This is a genomic window from Caulobacter sp. FV1ye6ST (assembly GCF_058681225.1).
The window spans coordinates 3349262-3370426 of sequence record NZ_CM178733.1; the positions used below are offsets into that span (position 1 = coordinate 3349262).

The following is a 21165-nucleotide window of genomic DNA, read 5'->3' on the forward strand; positions in this document are numbered from 1 at the left end:
GCCGTCGAAGGCGCAAATGCGAACGCCGAGCCCGACTCCCGGAGACGCTATCTAGACCGCTTCAGCCAGTTCCGACGCGAGGGCGCGTAGGCGCCAGGCGCGCGGCTGGGCCATCAATGCCCGAACCACGGCGTTATTGAGGCCGTGACCGGCCAGCACGCCTTCGAAGCGGCCCAGGAGCGGCTTGCCCAGCACATAGAGGTCGCCAATGGCGTCCAGCGCCTTGTGGCGCACGAACTCGTCCGAGCGGCGCAGGCCTTCCGGGTTCAGCACGCGATCGCCGTCGATGACCACGGCGTTCTCCATCGAGCCGCCGCGGGCCAGACCGATGGCGCGCAGGGCCTCGACGTCGCGAACGAAGCCGAAGGTGCGGCAGTCGGACAGTTCGGCGCGGAACGATTCTTCGTCGACGACCAGATCGACGGCCTGACGGCCGATGGCCCGCGAGCCGAAGGCGATCTCGAAAGCCACTTCAAAATGATCAGACGGCAGCAGGCTGGCGCGCTTGTCGCCCTCCTCCACCGTGATCGGCGCCAGGATCTCGATATATTGGCGGACGGCTTCCTGCTTGCGGCGGCCGGCGCGGTCCAGGATCTGGACGAAGGGCTCGGAAGAGCCGTCCATGATCGGCACTTCGGGACCGTCCAGCTCGACGACGCAATTGTCGATCGACAGGGCCGCCAGGGCCGCCATCAGATGCTCGATGGTTGAGACGCGGACGTCGTCGCCGTTGCCGATCACCGTGCCGAGTTGCGTTTGGCAGACCGCCTGGGCGGTCACGGGGACGCGGTTGTCGCGGTCCTGCACATCGGTCCGCACGAAGACGACCCCGGCGTCGGGGGCCGACGGACGCACCGAGACGCGCACGTGCGCGCCCGTGTGCAGGCCGATCCCCGCGAAGATCACCGGTCCTGCGACCGTGTGCTGAAAATAACCCGAAGCCGACACTAGAGACACCTTATCGTTCGACGGACGACTCTGCGGTCGTCCTTTCGCCCCGACTACCATCTAGGAAGGATGCTGCGTCGCGGCAAAGCAAAGTCTGTTTCGGATTGTTACGCGCTAAGCAGCTGACTTAATTACAGTTTTGTCACACGAACGCGAACAGGGAAACAGACCGTCGGTCGACGATCCGCGGTCGGGAATCTTGTGCCGGGGTCCCCTATCCCCTCGACGAAAGCAGGACTACGCTCCGCCGCCAAAGCGATAACCGTTTCCGGGAATTTCGGTTTCATGATCAAGAGCTTGCGTTTCGCCGCCTCCGCCCTCGTCCTGGCCGCCGCCCTATCGGGAGCCGCCTACGCGCAGGCGCCCGCCAAGCCGCACGTCTTCACGGCCAAGGACATGGCCAGCCTGGATCGCCTGTCGGATCCGCGGGTCTCGCCCGACGGCCGCTACGTGCTCTATTCCGTGCGGACGATGAACTATGCGGCCAACAAGGCCGCGATGTCGTTGTGGGTCGCCGACCTGAAGGCCAAGATGGCCCCGCGCAGGCTGAAGATCTCGGATGGCGGCGCGTCCGGCGGCCGCTGGAGCGCCGACGGCAAGACCATCTACTTCTCGTCCAGCCGCGCCGGCGGGACCGAGCAGGTGTTCAAGACAGACGTGGTGGGCGAGACCGCGACCCAGGTGACCGCGGCGCCGTTCGACGTCCAGGCCTTCAAGCTCGCCCCGGACGGCAAGACCATCGTCGTGGGCCTGGCCGTGTTCCCCGACTGCGCCGACTTCGCCTGCACCGAGGCCAAGCTGGCCGCCAAGACGGCGACCAAGGCCACGGGCGTGGTCTATGACCGCCTGTTCGTCCGCCACTGGGATGCGTGGAACGACGGAACCAAGAACCACCTGTTCGCCTGGACCCTGGACGCGAAAGGCGTGGCGACGGGCCAGCCGATCGACCTGATGAAGGGCTTCGACGGCGACACGCCGACCAAGCCCTATGGCGACGACGCCGACTTCACGATCACGCCCGACAGCAAGGCCCTGGTGTTCTCGGCCAAGGTGGCCGGCAAGGACGAGGCGTGGACCACCAACTACGACGTCTGGAGCGCGCCGCTGGACGGCTCGGCCAAGATCCAGAACCTGACTGCGGGCAACAAGGCCTGGGACGCCGCCCCGGTGTTCTCGCCCAATGGCAAGCTGGCCGCCTATCGGGCCATGAAGCGTCCTGGCTTCGAGGCCGACCGCTTCGCGATCATGGTGCGCGACATGGCCACCGGTCAGGACCGTGAACTGGCCCCCAACTGGGACCGCTCGGCCGACTCCATCGCCTGGAGCCCGGACGGCACGACGATCTACGCCACCGCCCTGGACGTCGGCCAAGGCAAGCTGTTCGCCATCGACGTGAAGAGCGACAAGGTCGTCGCGCTCACCGGCGACGGGCATGTCACAGGCTTCGATGTGGGGCCCACGGGCATCGTCTACGCCTCCGACTCCCTGAAGGGTCCCTCGGAGCTGTTCCTGCTGGGATCCAAGCGCCCGGTCGTCAAGGTGGCCAGCGTCTCCGGCGAAGCGCTCAAGGACGTGGCCTGGGGCGAGCCCGAACAGTTCAGCTTCAAGGGCTGGAACGACGAGGAGGTCCATGGCTTCGTCGTGAAGCCGGCCAATTTCGACCCGGCCAAAAAGTATCCGGTGGCCTTCCTGATCCACGGCGGGCCGCAAGGCTCGTTCAGCAACAGCTGGTCCTACCGCTGGAACCCGCAGGTCTACGCCAATGCCGGTTACGCCGTGGTGATGGTCGATTTCCATGGTTCGACCGGCTACGGCCAGGCCTTCACCGACGCGATCAGCCAGCACTGGGGCGACCGCCCGCTGGAGGACCTGCAGAAGGGCTGGAGCGCGGCGCTCGGCAAGTACGCCTTCCTGGATGGCGACCGCGCCTGCGCCCTGGGCGCCTCGTATGGCGGCTACATGGTCAACTGGATCGCCGGCAACTGGCCCCAGCCGTGGAAGTGCCTGGTCACCCATGACGGCGTCTTCGACACCCGAGCCATGGGCTACGCCACCGAGGAGCTCTGGTTCACCGAGTGGGAAAACGGCGGCACGCCGTGGCAAGCCAACACGACCTACGACAAGTTCAATCCGGTCGACCACGTGGCGCAATGGACCAAGCCGCAGCTGATCGTCCAGGGCCAGCTGGACTATCGCATCCCCGTCGAACAGGGCCTTGGCGCCTTCACCGCCCTGCAGCGCAAGGGCGTGCCGAGCAAGCTGCTGTACTTCCCGAACGAGAACCACTGGGTCCTGAAGGCCCAGAACTCGGTGCAGTGGCACAAGGAAGTGCTGGACTGGCTGGACCAGTGGACGGGGAACACGCGGCCGGGGAAGTAACTATCCTTGTCGTCCCGGAAAGCCCGTAGGGCTTGTCCGGGACCCAGGGGCCAAGCCCCGTGCGGTGGCGCCTGGGTCCCGGCTCTCCGCTTCGCCGCGGCCGGGATGACAAGCTAAGTTGTTAGAGGCTGCCAGTGGCCACGGCGAACGTCAGCCGCGCCTTCTTCTCCAGATCACCCATCTCGCGGCCCTTCATGTACGGCCGGACTAGCGCCGCCGGGGCTACCGCAGGGAAGGCCGCCACGGGCAGCCCTCTCACCTCGCCGCGCGCCGCCTTCAGCTGCGCCTCCACCCGAGCGGCCACGTCCTCACGCGTCCAGTCCTGCGGCAGCCGCGACTTCCCGGCCTGCTTCAGCCGCCACAACCCCGTCAGGCCAAACGCGCGCGCCGAGCCCTTGACCGCGTGCGGGTCGGCGCTCGGGTCCAACCGCCGGGCGGCCAGCACCGCCAGGGCTCCGGCCGTGGCGTCGACATAGGCCAGCACCGCCGCCTCGTCCTTCAGAGAACCTTCGTCCAGGTCGGTGAAGCGCGCCTCGGCGAGAGCGGCCAGGGCGTTCGGGTCGAACCTCGACGCGGCCAGGGCCTCGACATTGGGATGCTTGCGAGGCGGCTTGCCGGCGGCGATCTCTTCCATCGCCTCGCGCCACCAGGTGATGCGGATCTCGCCCATCAGGGCGTTGGTCACGCCGCCCGCCACCCGGGCCAGCTCATAGTTCATGGCGTACAGCGCGATGACGTCGGCGCGCGCGGTCAGGTCGCCGATGAACCGGCTGGCCAGCCAGCGATCGGGATCGACGCGGCGGACGAGGTCGTCGAGGTTTTCGGTGTCGGCCATCGGTCTCGGAAACGGAAAAGGGCCCGCCCGGAGCGAACGGGCGGAAGCAGATGCCTGCTTCCGCCCGTTCGCTCAATCCTGCAAGAACGAGCCTGCCAATGCAGGCTCGTAGGCGGCCCCTCCCCTTACAGCATTTCTCGGCGGTGTTTAGCCGAAGATGGTCTGGTTCATCGTCATGGTCGCCAGCATCGGAATACTGAGCAGCGTATTGATGCGGCTGAACAGCATGGCCATCTTGGCCGCCTTGGCCTTGGCGTCCGCATCGACCTCGATGATGCCGAGCGCGCGTTTCTGGTTTGGCCAGATCACGCCCCAGACGTTCAGGAACATGACCGTCGCCAGCCACATGCCAGTGCCGATAAAGGTGAACTGCATGTCCACGCCAGGCGTGTAGCCGCCGGCCAGGCCTAGGGTCGCCGATTCCAGCAGCGTGCCGCGGCTGAAGGACAGGATTACCCCCATCACCCAGGTGGCCAGGGCCGCCCAGCGGAACCAGAACAGCGCTTCGGGCGCGATATACTTGCTGACCGCCGGCTTCAGCTCAGCCGGAATCTGCGGCATCACGCGGATCTGCACGAAGTTGAAGTAGTAGAGCAGCCCGATCCACAGGATGCCGAACAGCACATGCAGCCAGCGGAAAACAGCTTGGAAATAGACTTCGCCATGGCCCTGTGGACCGTGCGAATAGCCAATAACGATAACCAGGGCCAGCACGAAGCTGACGATGATGGTGTTGCGGAAATTGGAGAGCAGTCCAGACATCGGTTTCCCCCTCGGATCCCTATTGCTTGAGCTGGACCATAGGGGTGTTTCGGGAGTCGGGTAAAGTTTGGCGGGTCAGACCGCGATCAGCGCCGCCGCCAGTCGGCGACCTTCGCTGGCCAGGACGTTGTAGGTCCGCGCCGCCGCCTCGGTGCTCATGAACTCGAGGCCCACGCCCGCCCCCTTCAGCGCGTCGCGGACGGCGCGTGGCGGCAGGCCATTGTTGAGGCCCGTGCCCAGCAGCACGAACTCCACGGCCCCGCCGGCGGCGAACACCTCGGCGAACGCCTCGGGGGTCAGCTCGGCCAGGGACGTGGCGGCCCAGTCGCGGGGCTGATCGTCGAGGATCAGCAGCGAGCCGGGCCGCCAGTCGCCGGAGACCCGGAAGCCGCCGCCGCCCCAGGCGTCGATGGACGGCGGCTGGCGCATCAGGGGCGCGAGGCCGCGCCGAGCTTGATCGGCGTGGCTTCGTCGTCGTTGCGCTTCACGCCCCAGATGAGGATCATCGGCAGGGCGATATAGATCGACGAATAGGTGCCGATGACGATGCCGAAGATCATCGTGAACACGAGTGGGAACAGCACCGGACCGCCGAACGCCATCGTCCCGCCCAGGGCCAGCAGGGCCGTGGTGCCGGTGATGATCGTCCGCGACAGACGCTCGTTTTCCGACAGGTCGATGATGTCGCGCAGCGGCGTGGTGCGGTACTTGCGCAGGTTTTCCTTCAGACGGTCGAAGGTGATGACCTTTTCGTTCATCGAATAGCCAATAACCGTCAGCAGGGCCGCGATCTCGGTCATCGAGAACTCTATCCCGCAGACCGACAGCAGGCCCAGGGTCAGGACGATGTCGTGGATCACGGCCACGACCGCGCCCGTGCCGTACGACAGGCCGAAGCGGAACCAGATGTAGCCCAGGGTCAGCAGCAGGGCGACGCCCAGGGCCTTGAAGCCGGACATCAGCAGTTCACCCGAAACCTTGGCCCCGACTTCGGAGCGGCTGGTCACCTTCAGGTCGGGGAAGCGCTTGATCAGTTCGGATTCGACGTTCTTGGACGCGTCGCTGGGCTTCTCGCCCTCGGCCGGCAGGAACTTGACCATGGCCGAGTTCGGCGAACCGAAGCCCTGGACCTGGCCGTCATGGGCGCCGATCTGGTCCAGCGTCGTGCGCAGCTGGGCCAGGGGGACAGGGCGGGACATCTGCACCTCCAGGGCGACGCCGCCCTTGAAGTCGATGCCCAGGTTCAGGCCCTGGAAGACCAACAGGCCGATCGAGGCGACGATCAGGATCGCCGAGATGACGGCCGCGACCGGCGCCCAGCGCACGAAGCGGAAGTGGGTCGAACGCGGGATGTAGCGAATGAGGGGCCAACGCATGGTCGGATCTCCTATGCGATCGGCAGCTTCTTCGGCTTGGTGGCCTTGAACCACCAGCCGATGAGCACTTGCGTGATGAAGATGGCGGTGAACAGCGACGTGAACACGCCGATCACCAGGGTCCAGGCGAAGCCTTTCACCGGACCCGAGCCGAAGCTGAACATGATCAGGCCCGAGATGAGGCTGGTGATGTTGGCGTCCAGGATCGAGGTCAGGGCCAGCTTGTAGCCGTGGTCGGCCGCCGCCATGGGCGTGCGCCCGGCGTTGGCCTCGTCGCGCATGCGCTCGTAGATCAGCACGTTGGCGTCGACGGCGACGGCAAGGGTCAGGATCAGGCCGGCGATGCCCGGGAAGGTCAGGGTCGCCTGGGTCATCGACATGATGCCGACGATCAGCAGGACGTTGACCACCAGGGCGATGGCCGCGAAGCCGCCGAACAGGCCATAGGCCAGGATCACGAACACGAACATCGACACCGCGCCGATGGCCAGCGAGATCGAGCCGGCCTTGACGGCGTCGGCGCCGAGCTCGGCGGTGACGGTGCGCTGGTCTTCGATGTTCAGCGGGGCCGGCAGGGCGCCGGAGCGCAGCAGCAGGGAGAGCTCGTTGGCGCTCTCGGCGGTGAAGCTGCCGGTGATGATGCCGCTGCCGCTGGTGATCGGATCGTTGATCACCGGGGCCGAGATCACCTTTTTGTCCAGGACGATCGCGAACCGCTTGCCGTGGTTGCGCAGGGTGATGTCGCCGAACTTCTTGGCGCCGGACCCGTTGAACGCGAAGCCGACGGCCGGCCGGCCATTCTGGTCAAAGGTTTGCGAAGCATTGGTCAGCTCGTCACCCGAGACGACGGCGCGCTTCTTGACCACGTAATAGGGGGCGAAACGGTCTTCGCTCTGCAGCACTTCCGAGCCCGGGGGCAGACGGCCGGCCTGGACGTCCTCGGGCGTGACCGTCTCGTCGACCATCTGGAAGGTCAGCTTGGCGGTCTTACCGATGACGGCGCGCAGGCGCTCGGGATCGCTCTCGCCGGCCGCCTGGATCATGATCCGGTTGGTGCCCTGGCGGTTGATCGAGGGCTCCTTGGTGCCCAGGCTGTCGATCCGGCGGCGGATGGTCTCGATCGACTGTTCGACGGCCTTGGCGGCGTCGGCGCGCTGGGCTTCCGGCACGAAGGTGACTTCGATGCGGTTGTCGCCCTTGCCGGAGACGGTGACGTCCTTGCCGCCGATCACGCCGGCCAGCGGCGCGCCGAGGTTCTTGCGCAGCAGGTTCAGGGCCGCCTCGTAGCGCGAGGCGTCGCCGATGCGGACGCTGATCACCTCGCCCTGCTGGGCCAGTTCGCCGAATGGGATCTGCTCGCTCCGCAGCTGGGTGCGGGTGTCTTCCATCAGGTCGGACAGACGCTCGCGGTGCAGCGCGTCGGTGTCGACCTCATAGAGCAGATACGAGCCGCCTTGCAGGTCGAGGCCGAGATTCAGCTTCTGATGCGGCAGCCAGCCGGGCATGGCGTCCAACGTCTTCTGCGGGAGGACGTTGGGCAGGGAGAACAGGATGCCGAAGATCACCGACAGGGTGACGGCGATGATCTTCCAGCGGGAGAGGGTCAGCATGGATCAGTGACTTTCAGGCGACGTCGCTAGAACGCCTCGCGATATTCTGAGAGCGTCTTAGTTCTTCGCGTCGTTGGCGGGCGCCGGATCGCCCTTGGCGCGGACTTCCGTGATCATGCCCTTGAGGACCTTCACGGTCACGCCAGTGGCGATCTCGACGCCGACTTCCTTGTCCTCGACGCGCATGATCTTACCGATCACGCCGCTGGACAGGACAACCGTGTCGTTGCGCTTGAGGTTGGTGAGCATCGCCTGATGCTCCTTGGCGCGCTTCTGCTGCGGACGGATCAGCATGAAGTAGAACAGCACGACCATCAGCAGGATGGGGGCGAGCTGCAGGAATTGAGCGTTCAGACCGGACATGACGTCTCCAAGAAAACCGATGCGGCGCGCCAGCCAAAAAGAGACAAGCTCATAGGGTCGCGCCAAGTCGGCGGAAGCTATGCGTTCGCCTCCCCTTTTGCAATCCAAGCGCACCCGGTATGCAGCGTGCCCATGACAGACGCGCCAAACACCGGGCTTGCTCCCCTGCTCGCCCGCATCGCCGAAGCCCTGGAACGCCTGGCGCCCCCGCCGCCGCCCGCGCCCGACTTCTCGACCGCGCGCCTGTTCCGGCACGACCCCAAGGACGGCGCCTTCGTCGCGGCGGCCGACTATCCGCTGTCGCTGGACCTGTTGGTGGGAATCGACCGCCAGAAAGGCCGTTTCGTCGAGAACCTGCGCCGCTTCGCGCTGGGTGCGCCCTGCAACCACGTGCTGCTGTGGGGCGTGCGCGGCACGGGCAAGAGCTCGGTGACCAAGGCCGCCTTCGTCAGCCTGGCCGACGACTATCCCGCCCTGAAGCTGATCGAGGTCGATCGCGACGAGGTGACGGCCCTGCCGCCGCTGTTCGATCAACTCCGCACGCGTACGGAGCGGTTCGTGGTGCTGTGCGACGACCTCTCGTTCGAGGACGGCGCCGCCGCGGCCAAGGCGCTGAAGTCGGCCTTGGAGGGCGGCGTGTCGGGTCCGCCCGAGAACGTACTGTTCGTGGCCACCTCGAACCGCCGCCACCTGATGCCGCGCGACCACGTCGAAAGCCAGGGCGCCATCGCCGCCGCCGAGAACGCCGAAGAAGAGATGAGCGTCTCCGACCGCTTCGGCCTGTGGATCGGCTTCCCGCCGATGGACCAGGACACCTACCTGGCCGCCATCCGCGCCTACGCCGAGCGGTTCGGCCTGGCCGCCCCCGATCTCGACCGCCGCGCCCTGCAGTGGTCGCAGCTGCGCGGGGCCCGCTCGGGCCGGGTCGCCTGGCAGTTCGTGCGGGACCTGGCCGGCGAGCAAGGCGTAAACTTGCCCAGCTGAACGTAGAACGGCCCGCCTCTTTCGAAGCGGGCCGTCCAGAGTTTCAGCGCGCGGAACGCCTTAGCGCGGCAGCACCAGGGCCGGGTCGACCGGCTTGGCCTTGTCTTTGACCGTCGGCGCGTAGCGCATCTCGAAGTGCAGCTTGGACTCGTTGGTCCCGCCGGTGGCGCCGACCGCGCCCAGCTGCTCGCCCTGGCGCACGGCCTGGCGCATCTTGACATTGATGCTGGAGAGGTGGGCGTAGGCCGTGACCCAGCCGTCGGCGTGCTTGACCAGCACCAGATTGCCGAAGGTCGGGACTTGGTTGCCGGCATAGGCCACTTCGCCATCGGCGGCGGACAGCACCGGCGTGCCTTGCGCGGCGCGGATGTCCAGGCCGTCGTTGCGCTGGCCCGTACCCTTGACGCCGAAGGTCGAGATGATCTCGCCACGCACCGGCCAGGCGAACTTGCCCTTGCCCGAGGCGATGATCTCGGCCTCGGTCGGGGCGGCGCTGCTCTCGATGATCGGACGCGAGGACGGCGGCGGGCTGACCGGCTGGGCGGCGACCGGCGCGGTGGGACGCGAATAGCTGTTGCCGCTGGGCTGGTAAGGCTGCGGATTGGACGGCGTCGACGGCGCGGGGGCCGTGGCCGAAGGCGCCGAGCTGTCGACGCGGGCATAGGTGTTCGAGGGCGTCGACGGCGTGGTCGAAGGCGTCGGCTCGGGACGCTTCGCCACCGTGGTGGTCGTGGTCCGGATCGGGCCCTTGTCCTTGTAGCCGTCGGGCAGCAGGACCTTCTGGCCCTTCTTCACCGAAGCCGTGGCCCGCAGGTTGTTCTCCGACGCCAGTTCCTTGACGCTGACATTGAAGCGCTTGGAGATGCCGGCCAGGGTGTCGCCGCTGACGGCGACATAGGCCTTCTGGGTGGTCGCCGGGCCCTTGATCTTGGTCCCCAGCTTCAGCGGCTTGTCGGCCTTCAGCTTGTTGTCGTCGGCAAGGTCGCTGACGCTGACGTCGAACTTGCGGGCGATGGCGGTCAAGGTGTCGCCCGACTTCACCGTGTGGATCTGGCGCGGACCAGCGACGGTCGTGACTGAACCGGTGACGCTGAGCGTCGTGGTCGAGGTCGTGGCGGGCGTAGTGTCCGGCTCGCTCGCGACGGGCGGCGTGTAGGTCGGACGCGAGGGTGTCGTGGCCGTCGGCCGGCTCGGCGCGGGACGGCTCGGTTCGGCCTCGGCGACGGCCGGTTGCGAGGCGGGCGCGCCAGCCAGCACCGTGGTCGTCTTGATCGGCCCCTTGTCCTTGTAGCCATCCGGCAGGACCAGCTTCTGGCCCTTCTTGATCGCCGAACCGGCCTTCAGATCGTTCTCGTCGGCCAGGGCCGCGGCGGTCACGTTGAAGCGCTTGGCGATGGCGAAGATGGTGTCGCCGGTCTGGACCACATAGGCCTTCTGGTCGTCCTTGGCCGGGCCCTTGATCTTCTGGCCGAGCTTCAGATTGTACGGCTTCTTGAGGCCGTTCAGCTCGACAAGCTCGGCGCGGGTCGAGCCGAAGCCGCGGGCGATGGCGTCCAGGGCGTCACCGGATTCGACGACGCGCACCTGTGGCTTGCCCGGGACTTTGACCACCGGACCGGTGACGGTGGTGGTGACGACGGTCTTCGGCGGGACGGCGCGCGGCTGCGGCGCGGGCGCGGAGGTCGTGGCATGAGCGGGCGGCGGCAGCTCCGACTGGGTGACCGACGGGGCGGCCGAGGTCGAGATCGGCGTCGGGCGCGGCAAGGTCTCGCTCTGGCTCGGCGCGGTCGAGAAGGTCTCCGACGCCGGAGTCGCCGTCGTCGTTGGAGCCGGCTGCGTGGCCGGCGGCTGGGTGATCGGGAAGTTCGGCGTGAAACGTTGGCCCGCGGCCCGCGCGTCCTCCGCATGGGCGCCGAGCGTTCCAGCCGTCAGGGCGATCACCGCCGCGCGCGTCCACAACTGCCTCATAGCCTCTCCTTTCCCGCCGGAGCCACCAAAGGCCGCCGCCAGGGTAAACCAACCTTTAACACCAGAGGCCGCGAAACGCCGCGTCCCCCAACCTTCACTGATCCTTCGCGACGCCGGCCAGCAGGGGCACGAAACGCACGTCGCAGAGAATCTCGACCCGGAAGCCCCCTTTGCCGTCGCCGGCATAGCGGCGAAGGCTTTGAACTGGCCCCTTCCCCACCGGCGCGACCAGCACGCCGTTGGGCTTCAGCTGCGAAAGCAGCCGTTTCGGATCATCTTCGGCCGCCGCCGTGACCATAATACGGTCGAACGGCGCTTGTTCGGCCCAGCCCTCGCCGCCATCGCCGAACTTGGTGATGACATTGGTCAGGCCCAGCGTGTGGAAGCGGCTTTCCGCCTCCTTCATCAGGGTCCGGTAGCGCTCGATCGTGTAGACGAGGCGCGAGACCTTGCTGAGGATGGTGGTCTGGTAACCCGAGCCGGTGCCGATCTCCAACACCCGACAGCGCGGCTCGATCGTCAGGGCCTGGGTCATCAGGCCGACGATATAGGGCTGGCTGATGGTCTGACCGCAGGCGATCGGCAGGGCCGAATCCTCCCACGAGCGGTCCTTGAACAGGTCCGGCGTGAACAGATCGCGCGGCGTGGTCTCGATGGCCTTCAGCACCTGCTGATCGGTCACGCCCTGGTCACGCAGGGCCTGCATCAGGCGCGGCAGGTCGGCCTTGGCGTTGTCGGCGGCCTTGGTCGTTCCGCTCATTCGCCCTCCTGGGAGGGGCTGAATGAGTCCTTGAGCTTCGGCGGAGCCCCGCCCAGCACGCCCTTCAGCTTGTGGACGGTCTCGTTGTGCGTCAGGTCGATATGCAGCGGCGTGACCGAGATGCGGCCCGAATACACCGCCTTCAGGTCGGTGCCGTCGACGGGCTCCGACGCCTTGGCCGAGAAGCCCATCCAGTAGTAGTCGCGGCCGCGCAGGTCGGTGCGCTTGTCCATGTTGCGCAGCAGGCCGTCACGGAAGCCCTGGCGGGTGACCTCGACCTCGGTCACTTCATCCGGCGTCACGGCCGGGAAGTTGACGTTCATGATCACGTCGGCCGGCCAGCCCACTTCCAGCAGGCGCTGGACAATGCCCGGACCGAAATGCTCGGCCGTCTCCCAGTGGGCGACGACCTCGTGATGGAAGAAGTTCATGGTCTGCGACAGGGCGATCGAGCGGATGCCATGAGCCATGCCTTCGATGGCGCCGGCCACCGTGCCCGAGAGGGTGACGTCCTCGGCCAGGTTCTGACCGCGATTGACGCCCGACAGCACCAGGTCCGGCGCGGGGCCGTCGATCAACTGCTGCACGGCCATCATCACGCAGTCGGTCGGCGTGCCCTCGACGGCGAAGCGGCGGTCATCGAGCTTCCGGACGCGGATCGGGTCCGACAGGGTCAGGGCCCGGCTGGCGCCCGACTGCTCGTATTCCGGCGCGCAGATCCACACATCGCCGGTCAGGGCGCGGGCGATCTTCTCCAGGCTCACAAGGCCCGGCGCGTTGATGCCGTCGTCGTTGGTGAGGAGGATCCTCACGCGTCGCCTCCGATGTGGGTCAGTCCGCCCATATAGGGTTGCAGCACGGCCGGGATGTGGATGCGCCCGGCCTCGTCCTGGTAGTTCTCGAGCACGGCCACCAGGGTGCGGCCGACGGCCAGGCCCGAGCCGTTCAGGGTGTGGACGAAGTGGCCGCCCTTCTCGCCGGTCTTGCGGAAGCGAGCCTCCATGCGCCGGGCCTGGAAGTCGCCGCAGTTCGAGCACGAGCTGATCTCGCGATACATGTTCTGCGACGGCAGCCAGACTTCCAGATCGTAGGTCTTTTTCGCGCCGAAGCCCATGTCGCCGGTGCACAGCAGCATGGTGCGGAACGGCAGCTCCAGCTTCTTCAGCACGGCTTCCGCGCACTCGACCATGCGCTGGTGCTCGGCTTCCGACTGGTCGGGCGTGGTGATCGAGACCAGCTCGACCTTGTAGAACTGGTGCTGGCGGATCATGCCGCGCGTGTCGCGACCGGCCGACCCGGCCTCGGCGCGGAAGCTGGGCGTCAGCGCGGTGAGGCGCATCGGCAGCTCTTCCTCGGCCAGGATCTGCTCGCGGACGATATTGGTGAGGGAGACCTCGGCGGTGGGGATCAGCCAGCGGTCGTCCGTGGTGTGGAACAGGTCGTCCGCGAACTTCGGCAGTTGCCCGGTGCCGAACAGAGCCTCGTCGCGCACCAGCAGCGGGGGGCTGATCTCGGTGTAGCCGTGCTCGACCGTCTGCAGGTCCAGCATGAACTGGCCAATGGCGCGCTCCAGGCGGGCGATCTCTTTCTTCAGCACCACGAAGCGCGCGCCGCTCATGCGGGCGGCGGCTTCGAAGTCCATGCCGCCCAGGGCGTGGCCCAGGTCGACGTGGTCCTTGGGCGCGTTTAGGCGGCCGGCTGGCAGCTTGGCGGCGTCGCCCCAGCGGCGCTCCTCGACATTGCCGTGCTCGTCCTCGCCCGACGGCACTTCCGGAGCCGGGATATTGGGCAGGCTGGCCAGCAGATCCTTCAGCTTGCCACCGACCAGGGCCTCTTCCTCGGCGGCGGTCGCCATGACGCCTTTCAGCGCCTCGACCTCGGCCATCAGCCGCGCGGCCTCGGCCTCGTCCTTCTTGGCCTTGGCCATGCCGATCAGCTTGGAGCTCTCATTGCGCTTGGCCTGGGCCTCTTGCAGCGCGGTCTGGGCCGCGCGCAGCTGGGCGTCCAGCTTGACGGCCCGCGCGGCGTCGCCCGACCGCCCCTTGGCCGACCAAGCGGCTTCGAAGGCTTCGGGGTTTTCGCGGATGGCCTTGATGTCGTGCATCGAACGCAAGCTCGGGAGATGGGCGATGGAGAAGCGCCCTCTCTAAGGCGCGTCGGCGGGGGCGCCAAGCTTTCCGGACGGGCGGGCGACCTGCCCACGGCTTCGTGATCCCCGGCCAGGGCCGCCAGGACAACCCCGCATTGCGCGAAATCGCCAAAATTCAAAAGATGCGACCGGATGACGCACGGCTGAAAAGCGTCTTTTTCCCCAATTCCGCGCGAAACGGCACGAACGACCCAACTGTTAACGGAAATTAGCCGGACTTTGTCACACGGACTTAATCCCGATCGCCGACAAGCCGCGCCAATTCAGTACGCGTCTTTTTCCGCGCCGCACCGGCCGCCCGATCATTCCAAGGAATTTGAAATCATGAAGACCTTCGCCGCTTTCGCCGCCCTCGCCATCGCCGCCGCCGTCGCCGCTCCGGCCGGCGCCAAGACCGCCACCGAAGTCCGCGTGTCGCTGACCGGCAAGAACTCGGTCCAGATCGAAAACGAGATCAAGACCGCCGCCGCCACCGTCTGCGGCGCCGGCGACGCGGCCTGCGTCGACAACGCCATGATGGTCGCCCACCGCCAACTGGCCTCGATCATGCGCGCCCGCGTCTCCGGCAAGCCGGCCGCCGTCGAGACCGTCTCGGTCGTCCGCATCTCGCTGAAGGGCAAGACCCAGGAGCAGATCCACGCCGAGATCCGCACGGCCGCCCAGACGGTCTGCAAGGCCCAGGGCCCGAACTTCAGCGTCGTGAACTACTCGTCGTGCGTGGCCGACACCGTCCGCGCCGCCAAGGCCCAACTGCAAGCGCGCGTCGGCGCCGCCGCCTAAGGCTTAGGTTTCGAGCAAAAAAAAGAAGGGCCCCGCGGATCAGCCGCGGGGCCCTTTTTTATGTCTGGACCTCTAACGCCCCTCCCCTTGATGGGGAGGGGTGGGGTGACTGGGCGGTCGATGCCGAGCGCCGTAGTCAACTCAGCGGGTCTCCCCATCCCTGCCCTTCCCCCATCAAGCGGGGAAGAGAATAACTTAAACCGCGACGATATCCTTGCCGGCTTCCTCGTCGTCTTCCCGCTTGCGGCGGCGTTCGATCAGCCACACGCACCAGATCGAGATCTCGTAGAGCAGGCACAGCGGCACCGCGAGGGTGATCTGGCTGATCGGGTCCGGCGGGGTGACGATGGCGGCCACCACGAAGACGGCGACGATGGCGTAGCGGCGGCCCGTCCGCAGCATCTGAGAGTTGACCAGACCCGCCAGGCCGCCCAGCGACAGCACCACGGGCAGTTGGAAGCTGAGGCCGAAGGCCAGCAGCAGGGTCGTCACCAGGGTCAGGTACTCCGAGACCCGCGTCTGCAAGACCACCTTCACGCCGTCGCCGACGATCTGCTGGCTCAGCGAAAACCAAAGCACGAAAGGCAGCATCACGTAATAGACCAGCGCCGAGCCCATCAGGAACAGCACCGGCGAAGCGACCAGGAACGGCAGGAACGCATTGCGCTCCTTCTTGTACAGGCCCGGCGCGACGAAGCGGTAAAGCTGCCAGGCGATGATCGGAAAGGCCACCACGATGGCCGCGAACGCCGACAGCTTGATGTTGGTGAAGAACTGCTCGAGCGGCGCGGTGGCCTGCAGGGTGATGTCCTTCAAGGCGGAGGGCGGCACGTGCTTGATGCCGATCAAGGCCAGGATGAGGTCGAACGAGCCGTGATGCCCGCCGGCGTCCTGCACGGCCTTCAAGCCCTCGGCCACGGTGAACGGCCGGACCAGGAACAGGAAGATCGGCTTCACGAACGCGAAGCAGACGCCGAAGGCGACGGCGATCGCGCCGACGCAGATGATCAGGCGGGTGCGCAGCTCGATCAGGTGATCCAGAAGCGGCGCGCGCGACGACTCGATCTCGTCCTCGTGCGCATCCTGCGGGTCGTATCCGATGGCCTTGTCGTTCACGAGACGATGTCCGAAGCGGTGGAGCCGCCGGCCTTGGCCGCGCGCTTACGAGGCGCGCGGACGGCCTTGGGGGCCTCGACCGTGATGTCTTTCTTGGAGGCCGCGCGCTTGCGCGGAGCCTTGACGGTTTCGACCGGCGTGGGTTCGGCGACGGCCTTCTTGCGCGGCGCGCGCTTGGGCTTCTCGACGATCTCGACGCCCGGCGCGGGAACCGCGTTGTCGGCGCTCAAGGCCGGATTGTGGATATCGCCGCCAGCATAGGGGTGCATCTGGGTCGCGCCGCTGGACAGCGAGGCGTCGATGTCGGCGAAGACCTGATCGACATGCGGGTCGGCGGTTGGCGTGGGCGTGGTGAATTGGCCCGAGCGCATGGCCTGCACTTCGCGGCGCAGCTCGTCCAGTTCGGACTGGCGCGCCATCTCGTCGAAGCTGGCGCGGAATTCCGACGCCATGCCCCGCATCCGGCCCACGAACTGGCCCAGTTTGCGCAGCAGCGCGGGCAAATCCTTGGGACCGACCACGATCAAAGCGACGGCGGCGATGACCAGGAGTTCTGTGCCGCCGATATCAGGAAGCATGGACGCGCCTTAGAACGGCGGAGCCGATGGCTCCCCGCGTGAAGTGGACATACGCGCGCGAAGAACCCCTCCTCGCGCGCTTCAAGGTCTTACGACTTGCGAAGCTCTTCGGCTTCCTGCTCGGTGCGCGGCAGGGCGCCCTTGGACTTGTTGTCGGCGACTTCGCTGCTGGTGTCGTCCTTCAGGCCGTCCTTGAACGCGCGAATGCCCTTGGCCGCGTCGCCCATGATGCCCGACAGCTTGCCGCGGCCGCCGAACAACAGCAGCACCACGACGGCGACGATGATCCAGTGAATCGGACCGAGACTTCCCATAATCGAGACTCCTTGCGACAGCGCCAGATAGCCGCTGCGACGCGTCGTTACAACATGCCTGGGAATATAGGCGCTCACGGGGCCGGCGACCATCGTTCGCCTGCGAACGGGAGGTTGGGGGCGGCCAGCGCGGCTTATGGGCAAGTTCTGCTCGGCCGGGTTGACCGAGCGGCCACGCTTCGCCCGCGCCTTTGCCGGCTAAGGATCTGTAAAGCCTAGCTTCCCGCGCATGGCCCACGCCTTGCACACAGTGTCGCACCCTCCAGTTCGAGCGCGCGTCATGTCCATTTCGTCCATCGGTTCGTCCAGCTACGCCGGCGCCTACAGCGGCGTGACCGCCAACACCTCATCGCCCGTCGGCGAAACGTCGGCCAAGGACGACTTCCTGAAGTACCAGGCGATGACCCCGGCCCAGAAGATGCGGGCCATGATGCTGGCCAAGCTGGGCGTCACCGAGGAGCAGGTGAAGGCGATGAGCCCCGAGGAGCGGGCCAAGATCGAGCAAAAGCTCAAGGACATGATCAAGCAGCAGGTCCAGAACGATCCGGCCAAGAAGGGTCAGAAGGGTCTCGTCGCCGACATCATGGCGTAGGGTCCGCCCTCGCCCTTCGACGAGCTCAGGGTGAGGACTACTTTTGACGGCGGTTTGGCAGAAACCTCACCCTGAGCCTGTCGAAGGGCGAGGTTTCGGTCCCCCTAGTTTTCCGCTTTCTCCGGCTCGCCCAGGAAGTCCTGGGCGAATTCCGGCGACTCGCCGTCGTCCAGATCCAGCGGATCCTCGTCGTCGGGGCGCAAGCCCAGCGGATCGGGCACGGTGAAGCCCGGCGGCAGGTTCATTTCCAGCAGACCGGCGGCCTTCATCTCGGCGATACCCGGCAGGTCCGACAGCGCGGCCAGGCCGTAGTGCTCGAGGAACGCGTCCGTCGTGCCGAACGTCACCGGCCGTCCGGGCGTGCGCCGACGGCCGCGCATACGGATCAGGCCCAGCTCCAGCAAAACATCCAGCGTGCCCCGGCTGGCCTGCACCCCGCGCACGGCCTCGATCTCCGCCCGGGTGACGGGCTGGTGATAGGCGACGATGGCCAGGGTCTCCTGGGCGGCCTTGGACAGGCGGCGCGGCTCTTCGCGCTCCTCGGTCATCAGGAACGACAGGTCGCTCGCCGTCTGGAACCGCCAGCGATCGGCCACGCGGACCAGCTCGATCCCCCGCCCCTCGTAGCGCGCCCGCAAGCCTTCCAGGCCTGCGGCGATGTCGGCTCCCGCCGGCAGGCGCTTGGCCAGGTCGACGTCGCTGAGCGGCTCGGCCGCCGCGAACAACAGGGCCTCGATGCAGCGCTCGACGAAGAGAGGTTCCAGAGGGGCGGTCATTCGCTGACCTCTAGCGGCTCCGCCCTGGTCCGCAAGTAGATGGCCTCGAACGCCCCCATCTGCCGCGCCTCCAGGACGCCCTCCTTCACCAGCTCCAGCGAGGCCGAGAGGGTCGAGGCCAGGTACGAGGCGGGCGTGGGGCCATCGTCCTCCTCAAGCGCCCGCTCGATCGGGGCGACGGTGGAGAGGACCGTCCAGTCCTCCATCTTCGGCAGCAGGCTACGCAGGCGGTCGCGGGCGTCCTCCAGAGGATAAGCCGTCGGTGGGCGTGGGGCGTAGTGGCGGCTGTGCTCGCGCTTGCGCTGGGTGATGTAGGCGCTCATCAGGCCGTAGAGGTCACCCTCCAGCCGGGTCGAGGAGACGATCTTCACCGCCTCGGGATCGCCACGCATGAAGACGTCGCGGCCCAGGATGGGGCGCTCCTTCAGGGCCTCGACGGCCTTGCGCATGACGTCGAGCTTGGCGAGGCGGAAGGCCAGTTGGGCGGCCATTTCCTCGGCCGGCGGCTCCTCGGCCTTGGCGCGCTCGGGTTTGGGCAGCAGCAGGCGGGATTTCAGATAGGCCAGCCAGGCGGCCATGACCAGATAGTCGGCGGCCAGGGAAAACCGCACGCGGCGAGCCTGCTGCACGAAGGCCAGGTACTGCTCGGCGAGCTTGGTGATCGACAGCTGCAGCAGGTCGACCTTCTGGCTGCGCGCCAGGGCCAACAAGACATGGAGCGGGCCTTCATAGCCGTCGATGTCGATGACCAGCGCCGCGCCGTCTTCGGCCGCCTCGTTGGCGGCCTCGAAGTCGAAGGTGGGCTGGAAGCCCGTGCTCAAGCGTATTTGCCGTCGAAGGCGGCGTCGAAGCGGGCGCGGGCCTCGGCCACGTCAAAGGGCTCTGGAACCTTGACCAGGCGGCCCATGACGGCCTGGGCCCGGCGGCGGGCCTCCTTGCCCAGGCGGCCGACGCCGGACATCACGGCCTTCATCTCGGCCATGTCGCCATTGCAATGCAGGACAACGTCGCAGCCGGCCGACAGGCTGTCCTTGGCCCGCTGCTTGAAGTCGCCGCTCAGCGCCTTCATCGACAGGTCGTCGCTCATAAGAAGTCCGTCGAAGCCGATGGATTCGCGGATGATCTTCTTGATCACCTTCTTCGACGTTGTCGCCGGACGGTTGCGGTCGATGGCCGTGTAGACGACGTGGGCCGTCATCGCCATCGGCATGTCGGACAGCACGCGGAACGGCGCGAAGTCGCGGATTTCCAGTTCCAGCAGCTTGGCCTTCACGACCGGCAGCTCCAGGTGGCTGTCGCTCAGGGCGCGGCCGTGGCCGGGGATGTGCTTGATGATCGGCAGGACGCCGCCGGCCAGCAGGCCTTCGGCGGCCGCGCGGCCCAGGGTGGCCACCTGCTCGGGCGTGTCGCCATAGGCGCGGTCGCCGATGATCTCGTGGCCATTGGGATCCGGCACGTCCAGCACCGGCACGCAGTCGACATTGATGCCGATCGACCGCAGGTCGTGGGCGATCAGCCGCGAGCCCAGGCGGGTGATCTCGCGCGCCGTCAGCGGATCATTGGCCACCAGCTCGCCATAGGCGCGGCCGGGAGGATAGACGCGCCAGTGCGGCGGCTGCAGGCGGGCGACGCGTCCGCCCTCCTGGTCGATCAGGATCGGGGCGTCGTCACGGCCGACCGCGGCGCGCAGAGCGGCGGTCAGCGCCCTCACCTGCTCCGGATCGGCGATGTTACGCTTGAACAGGATGAAGCCCCACGGCTTCACATCCCGGAAGAACGCGACCTCTTCGGCCGTCAGCGTGGTCCCGGCGCAGCCGAGGATAGCGGCGGAAGATGTGCTCAAGGGGATAGTTCCTTACTTCACGAAGCAGGACTTGCCCGAGGCCGAGATCGCCTCGCAGAAGGCCTTGGCGGCCTCGCGGGTGGCGAAACCGGTCACCGAGGTCCGGTAGAGCGTCGTGCCGTTCTTGTCGATCGCCTCGACCTTCTTGCCCTTGCCGGCGGCGAGGCCCGGGGCCAGGCGGGTGGCGTCGGTCCAGGCCTTGTCGGCCAGGGCCGGCGAGGACAGCGCGCCGATCTGCACGATGGCCGGGCCGCCCGATCCGGCGGCCGAGGTCGCGGCGACCGGCTTGGCGGGCGTGGTGGCGGCCAGTTGCACGGGCTTGGGCGCCGGCTTCTGGGCGGCGGCGGTCGCCAGGGATTCGATGGTCGGGGCCGGCTTGGCGGCCTGGGTCGCCGGCTGCGCCGCGGTCGGCGCGGGCTTGGCGGCCGGCAGGGCGGCGGTCTGCACCGGGGCGCTGGCGACCGGCGCAGCCGGACGGGCCTGCGGCGCCTCGGGCGGCGCGGCGAAGGTGGCGGAGGGCTGCGGCTCCTCGTTGTGATAGATTTGCAGGCCCGCGGCGGGATCCTGCGGCTGGCTGCCGGCCGGCGGCGGGGTCTTCATCTGGGCCACTTCCGTCCCGACGGCCTGCGGCGGATCGTTCGGATTCCGCACGCCGCCGCGATAGACCAGGATCACCCCGACGACGAGGGTCACCAGCACCACCGCGCTGATGATCAGCGTCATGGGCAGCGGGCGAGCGCCGCGTACGGGCTGACGCGCGTCGAAGGACAACGGCGCGTCGGTGGGCGGCGTATAGGCCCCGCGGTGCGGATCGGACATCTCGGCTAGGCTCCAGATACTCTTGGGCGTCCAAACAGGGTCGCACAGGTCGAACGCATCGAATCAGACGCGCGCGACCCTAGGTTACCCTTCGCCGGCCCGTCCCAGAAGCGTCCGCCCCGCTCAGGTGGCAGACGATCGGCCGCTCGCGTCCCCGCTCTGAGTCTCTGAAGCCCCGAGAGCAGAATAGCCGGCTATCCTGCTCCAACGTTT

Annotated in this window: 22 protein-coding genes and 1 pseudogene; 4 read left to right on the forward strand and 19 right to left on the reverse strand. The window is 67.2% G+C overall.

Going from position 1 to position 21165, the window contains the following annotated elements; translation table 11 throughout:
* Positions 1-51: 51 nt before the first annotated feature.
* Complete coding sequence (gene lpxC, locus ACW175_RS16170; RefSeq protein WP_492101040.1) at positions 52-948, reverse strand: UDP-3-O-acyl-N-acetylglucosamine deacetylase; 897 nt, start codon at positions 946-948, stop codon at positions 52-54.
* Positions 949-1233: 285 nt separating this feature from the next.
* Between lpxC and ACW175_RS16175 the strand changes: the two genes are divergently transcribed.
* A complete protein-coding gene (locus ACW175_RS16175) occupies positions 1234-3327 on the forward strand; it encodes a S9 family peptidase (RefSeq protein WP_492101041.1) in 2094 nt (697 codons plus the stop codon).
* Positions 3328-3335: 8 nt separating this feature from the next.
* On the opposite strand, the pseudogene ACW175_RS16180 reads toward ACW175_RS16175, so the two are convergent.
* From ACW175_RS16180 to yajC, 7 genes and pseudogenes are all read right to left on the reverse strand, one after another.
* Positions 3336-3462 (reverse strand): annotated as a pseudogene (locus ACW175_RS16180) (hypothetical protein); the annotation flags it as partial.
* On the reverse strand, positions 3449-4162 hold the full coding sequence (locus tag ACW175_RS16185) for a squalene/phytoene synthase family protein (protein ID WP_492101042.1): 714 nt from the start codon (positions 4160-4162) through the stop codon (positions 3449-3451). The gene ACW175_RS16185 and the pseudogene ACW175_RS16180, both read right to left, overlap by 14 nt.
* 147 nt (positions 4163-4309) lie before the next feature.
* Positions 4310-4924, reverse strand: coding sequence for a urate hydroxylase PuuD (locus tag ACW175_RS16190; RefSeq protein ID WP_492101043.1), 615 nt, complete (start codon positions 4922-4924; stop codon positions 4310-4312).
* Between the two features lie 75 nt (positions 4925-4999).
* Entirely contained in the window at positions 5000-5353 is a 354-nt protein-coding gene (locus ACW175_RS16195) for an Mth938-like domain-containing protein (RefSeq protein WP_492101044.1), read from the reverse strand.
* Positions 5353-6300 carry a protein translocase subunit SecF gene (gene secF, locus ACW175_RS16200; protein WP_492101045.1) on the reverse strand — a complete coding sequence of 316 codons (948 nt, stop codon included), beginning with the start codon at positions 6298-6300 and terminating at the stop codon, positions 5353-5355. Before secF ends, ACW175_RS16195 begins: the two co-directional genes overlap by 1 nt.
* 11 nt (positions 6301-6311) lie before the next feature.
* Complete coding sequence (gene secD / locus ACW175_RS16205) at positions 6312-7910, reverse strand: protein translocase subunit SecD (RefSeq protein WP_492101046.1); 1599 nt, start codon at positions 7908-7910, stop codon at positions 6312-6314.
* Between the two features lie 57 nt (positions 7911-7967).
* The gene (gene yajC / locus ACW175_RS16210) at positions 7968-8273 is read right to left on the reverse strand and encodes a preprotein translocase subunit YajC (RefSeq protein ID WP_099579668.1); all 306 of its coding nucleotides are present in this window, start codon (positions 8271-8273) and stop codon (positions 7968-7970) included.
* 132 nt (positions 8274-8405) lie between these two features.
* On the opposite strand from yajC, the gene ACW175_RS16215 reads away from it, so the two are divergent.
* Entirely contained in the window at positions 8406-9257 is an 852-nt protein-coding gene (locus ACW175_RS16215; protein WP_492101047.1) for an ATP-binding protein, read from the forward strand.
* Positions 9258-9317: 60 nt separating this feature from the next.
* Here ACW175_RS16215 and dipM read toward each other — a convergent pair whose 3' ends face one another.
* From dipM to serS, 4 genes are all read right to left on the reverse strand, one after another.
* Entirely contained in the window at positions 9318-11225 is a 1908-nt protein-coding gene (gene dipM, locus ACW175_RS16220) for a cell division endopeptidase DipM (RefSeq protein WP_492101048.1), read from the reverse strand.
* Between the two features lie 94 nt (positions 11226-11319).
* Complete coding sequence (locus tag ACW175_RS16225) at positions 11320-11985, reverse strand: protein-L-isoaspartate(D-aspartate) O-methyltransferase (RefSeq protein WP_099579678.1); 666 nt, start codon at positions 11983-11985, stop codon at positions 11320-11322.
* On the reverse strand, positions 11982-12797 hold the full coding sequence (gene surE / locus ACW175_RS16230) for a 5'/3'-nucleotidase SurE (RefSeq protein WP_492101049.1): 816 nt from the start codon (positions 12795-12797) through the stop codon (positions 11982-11984). Before surE ends, ACW175_RS16225 begins: the two co-directional genes overlap by 4 nt.
* Positions 12794-14089: a serine--tRNA ligase gene (gene serS, locus ACW175_RS16235; RefSeq protein ID WP_492101050.1), complete on the reverse strand. Its 1296-nt coding sequence runs from the start codon at positions 14087-14089 to the stop codon at positions 12794-12796. Before serS ends, surE begins: the two co-directional genes overlap by 4 nt.
* Positions 14090-14458: 369 nt before the next feature.
* Between serS and ACW175_RS16240 the strand changes: the two genes are divergently transcribed.
* Positions 14459-14914 (forward strand): UrcA family protein, encoded by a 456-nt coding sequence (locus ACW175_RS16240; RefSeq protein WP_492101051.1) that lies wholly within the window; start codon positions 14459-14461, stop codon positions 14912-14914.
* 195 nt (positions 14915-15109) lie between these two features.
* On the opposite strand, the gene tatC is transcribed toward ACW175_RS16240, so the two are convergent.
* From tatC to tatA, 3 genes are all read right to left on the reverse strand, one after another.
* Positions 15110-16030 carry a twin-arginine translocase subunit TatC gene (gene tatC, locus ACW175_RS16245; RefSeq protein WP_492101052.1) on the reverse strand — a complete coding sequence of 307 codons (921 nt, stop codon included), beginning with the start codon at positions 16028-16030 and terminating at the stop codon, positions 15110-15112.
* Complete coding sequence (tatB, locus tag ACW175_RS16250) at positions 16027-16608, reverse strand: Sec-independent protein translocase protein TatB (protein WP_492101053.1); 582 nt, start codon at positions 16606-16608, stop codon at positions 16027-16029. The genes tatC and tatB overlap by 4 nt, the downstream gene beginning before the upstream one ends.
* Positions 16609-16697: 89 nt before the next feature.
* On the reverse strand, positions 16698-16922 hold the full coding sequence (gene tatA, locus ACW175_RS16255; protein WP_099579690.1) for a twin-arginine translocase TatA/TatE family subunit: 225 nt from the start codon (positions 16920-16922) through the stop codon (positions 16698-16700).
* A gap of 280 nt (positions 16923-17202) precedes the next feature.
* Between tatA and ACW175_RS16260 the strand changes: the two genes are divergently transcribed.
* Positions 17203-17514, forward strand: a complete 312-nt coding sequence (locus tag ACW175_RS16260; RefSeq protein WP_492101054.1) for a hypothetical protein — start codon at positions 17203-17205, stop codon at positions 17512-17514.
* Between the two features lie 104 nt (positions 17515-17618).
* On the opposite strand, the gene scpB is transcribed toward ACW175_RS16260, so the two are convergent.
* The 4 genes from scpB to ftsN are packed head-to-tail and all read right to left on the reverse strand — an operon-like array spanning position 17619 to position 20952.
* On the reverse strand, positions 17619-18290 hold the full coding sequence (scpB, locus tag ACW175_RS16265; protein WP_492101055.1) for an SMC-Scp complex subunit ScpB: 672 nt from the start codon (positions 18288-18290) through the stop codon (positions 17619-17621).
* Positions 18287-19111 carry a segregation and condensation protein A gene (locus tag ACW175_RS16270; RefSeq protein ID WP_492101056.1) on the reverse strand — a complete coding sequence of 275 codons (825 nt, stop codon included), beginning with the start codon at positions 19109-19111 and terminating at the stop codon, positions 18287-18289. The genes scpB and ACW175_RS16270 overlap by 4 nt, the downstream gene beginning before the upstream one ends.
* Positions 19108-20133, reverse strand: a complete 1026-nt coding sequence (gene nagZ / locus ACW175_RS16275; protein ID WP_492101057.1) for a beta-N-acetylhexosaminidase — start codon at positions 20131-20133, stop codon at positions 19108-19110. The genes ACW175_RS16270 and nagZ overlap by 4 nt, the downstream gene beginning before the upstream one ends.
* A gap of 12 nt (positions 20134-20145) precedes the next feature.
* The gene (gene ftsN, locus ACW175_RS16280; protein ID WP_492101058.1) at positions 20146-20952 is read right to left on the reverse strand and encodes a cell division protein FtsN; all 807 of its coding nucleotides are present in this window, start codon (positions 20950-20952) and stop codon (positions 20146-20148) included.
* Positions 20953-21165: the final 213 nt, after the last annotated feature.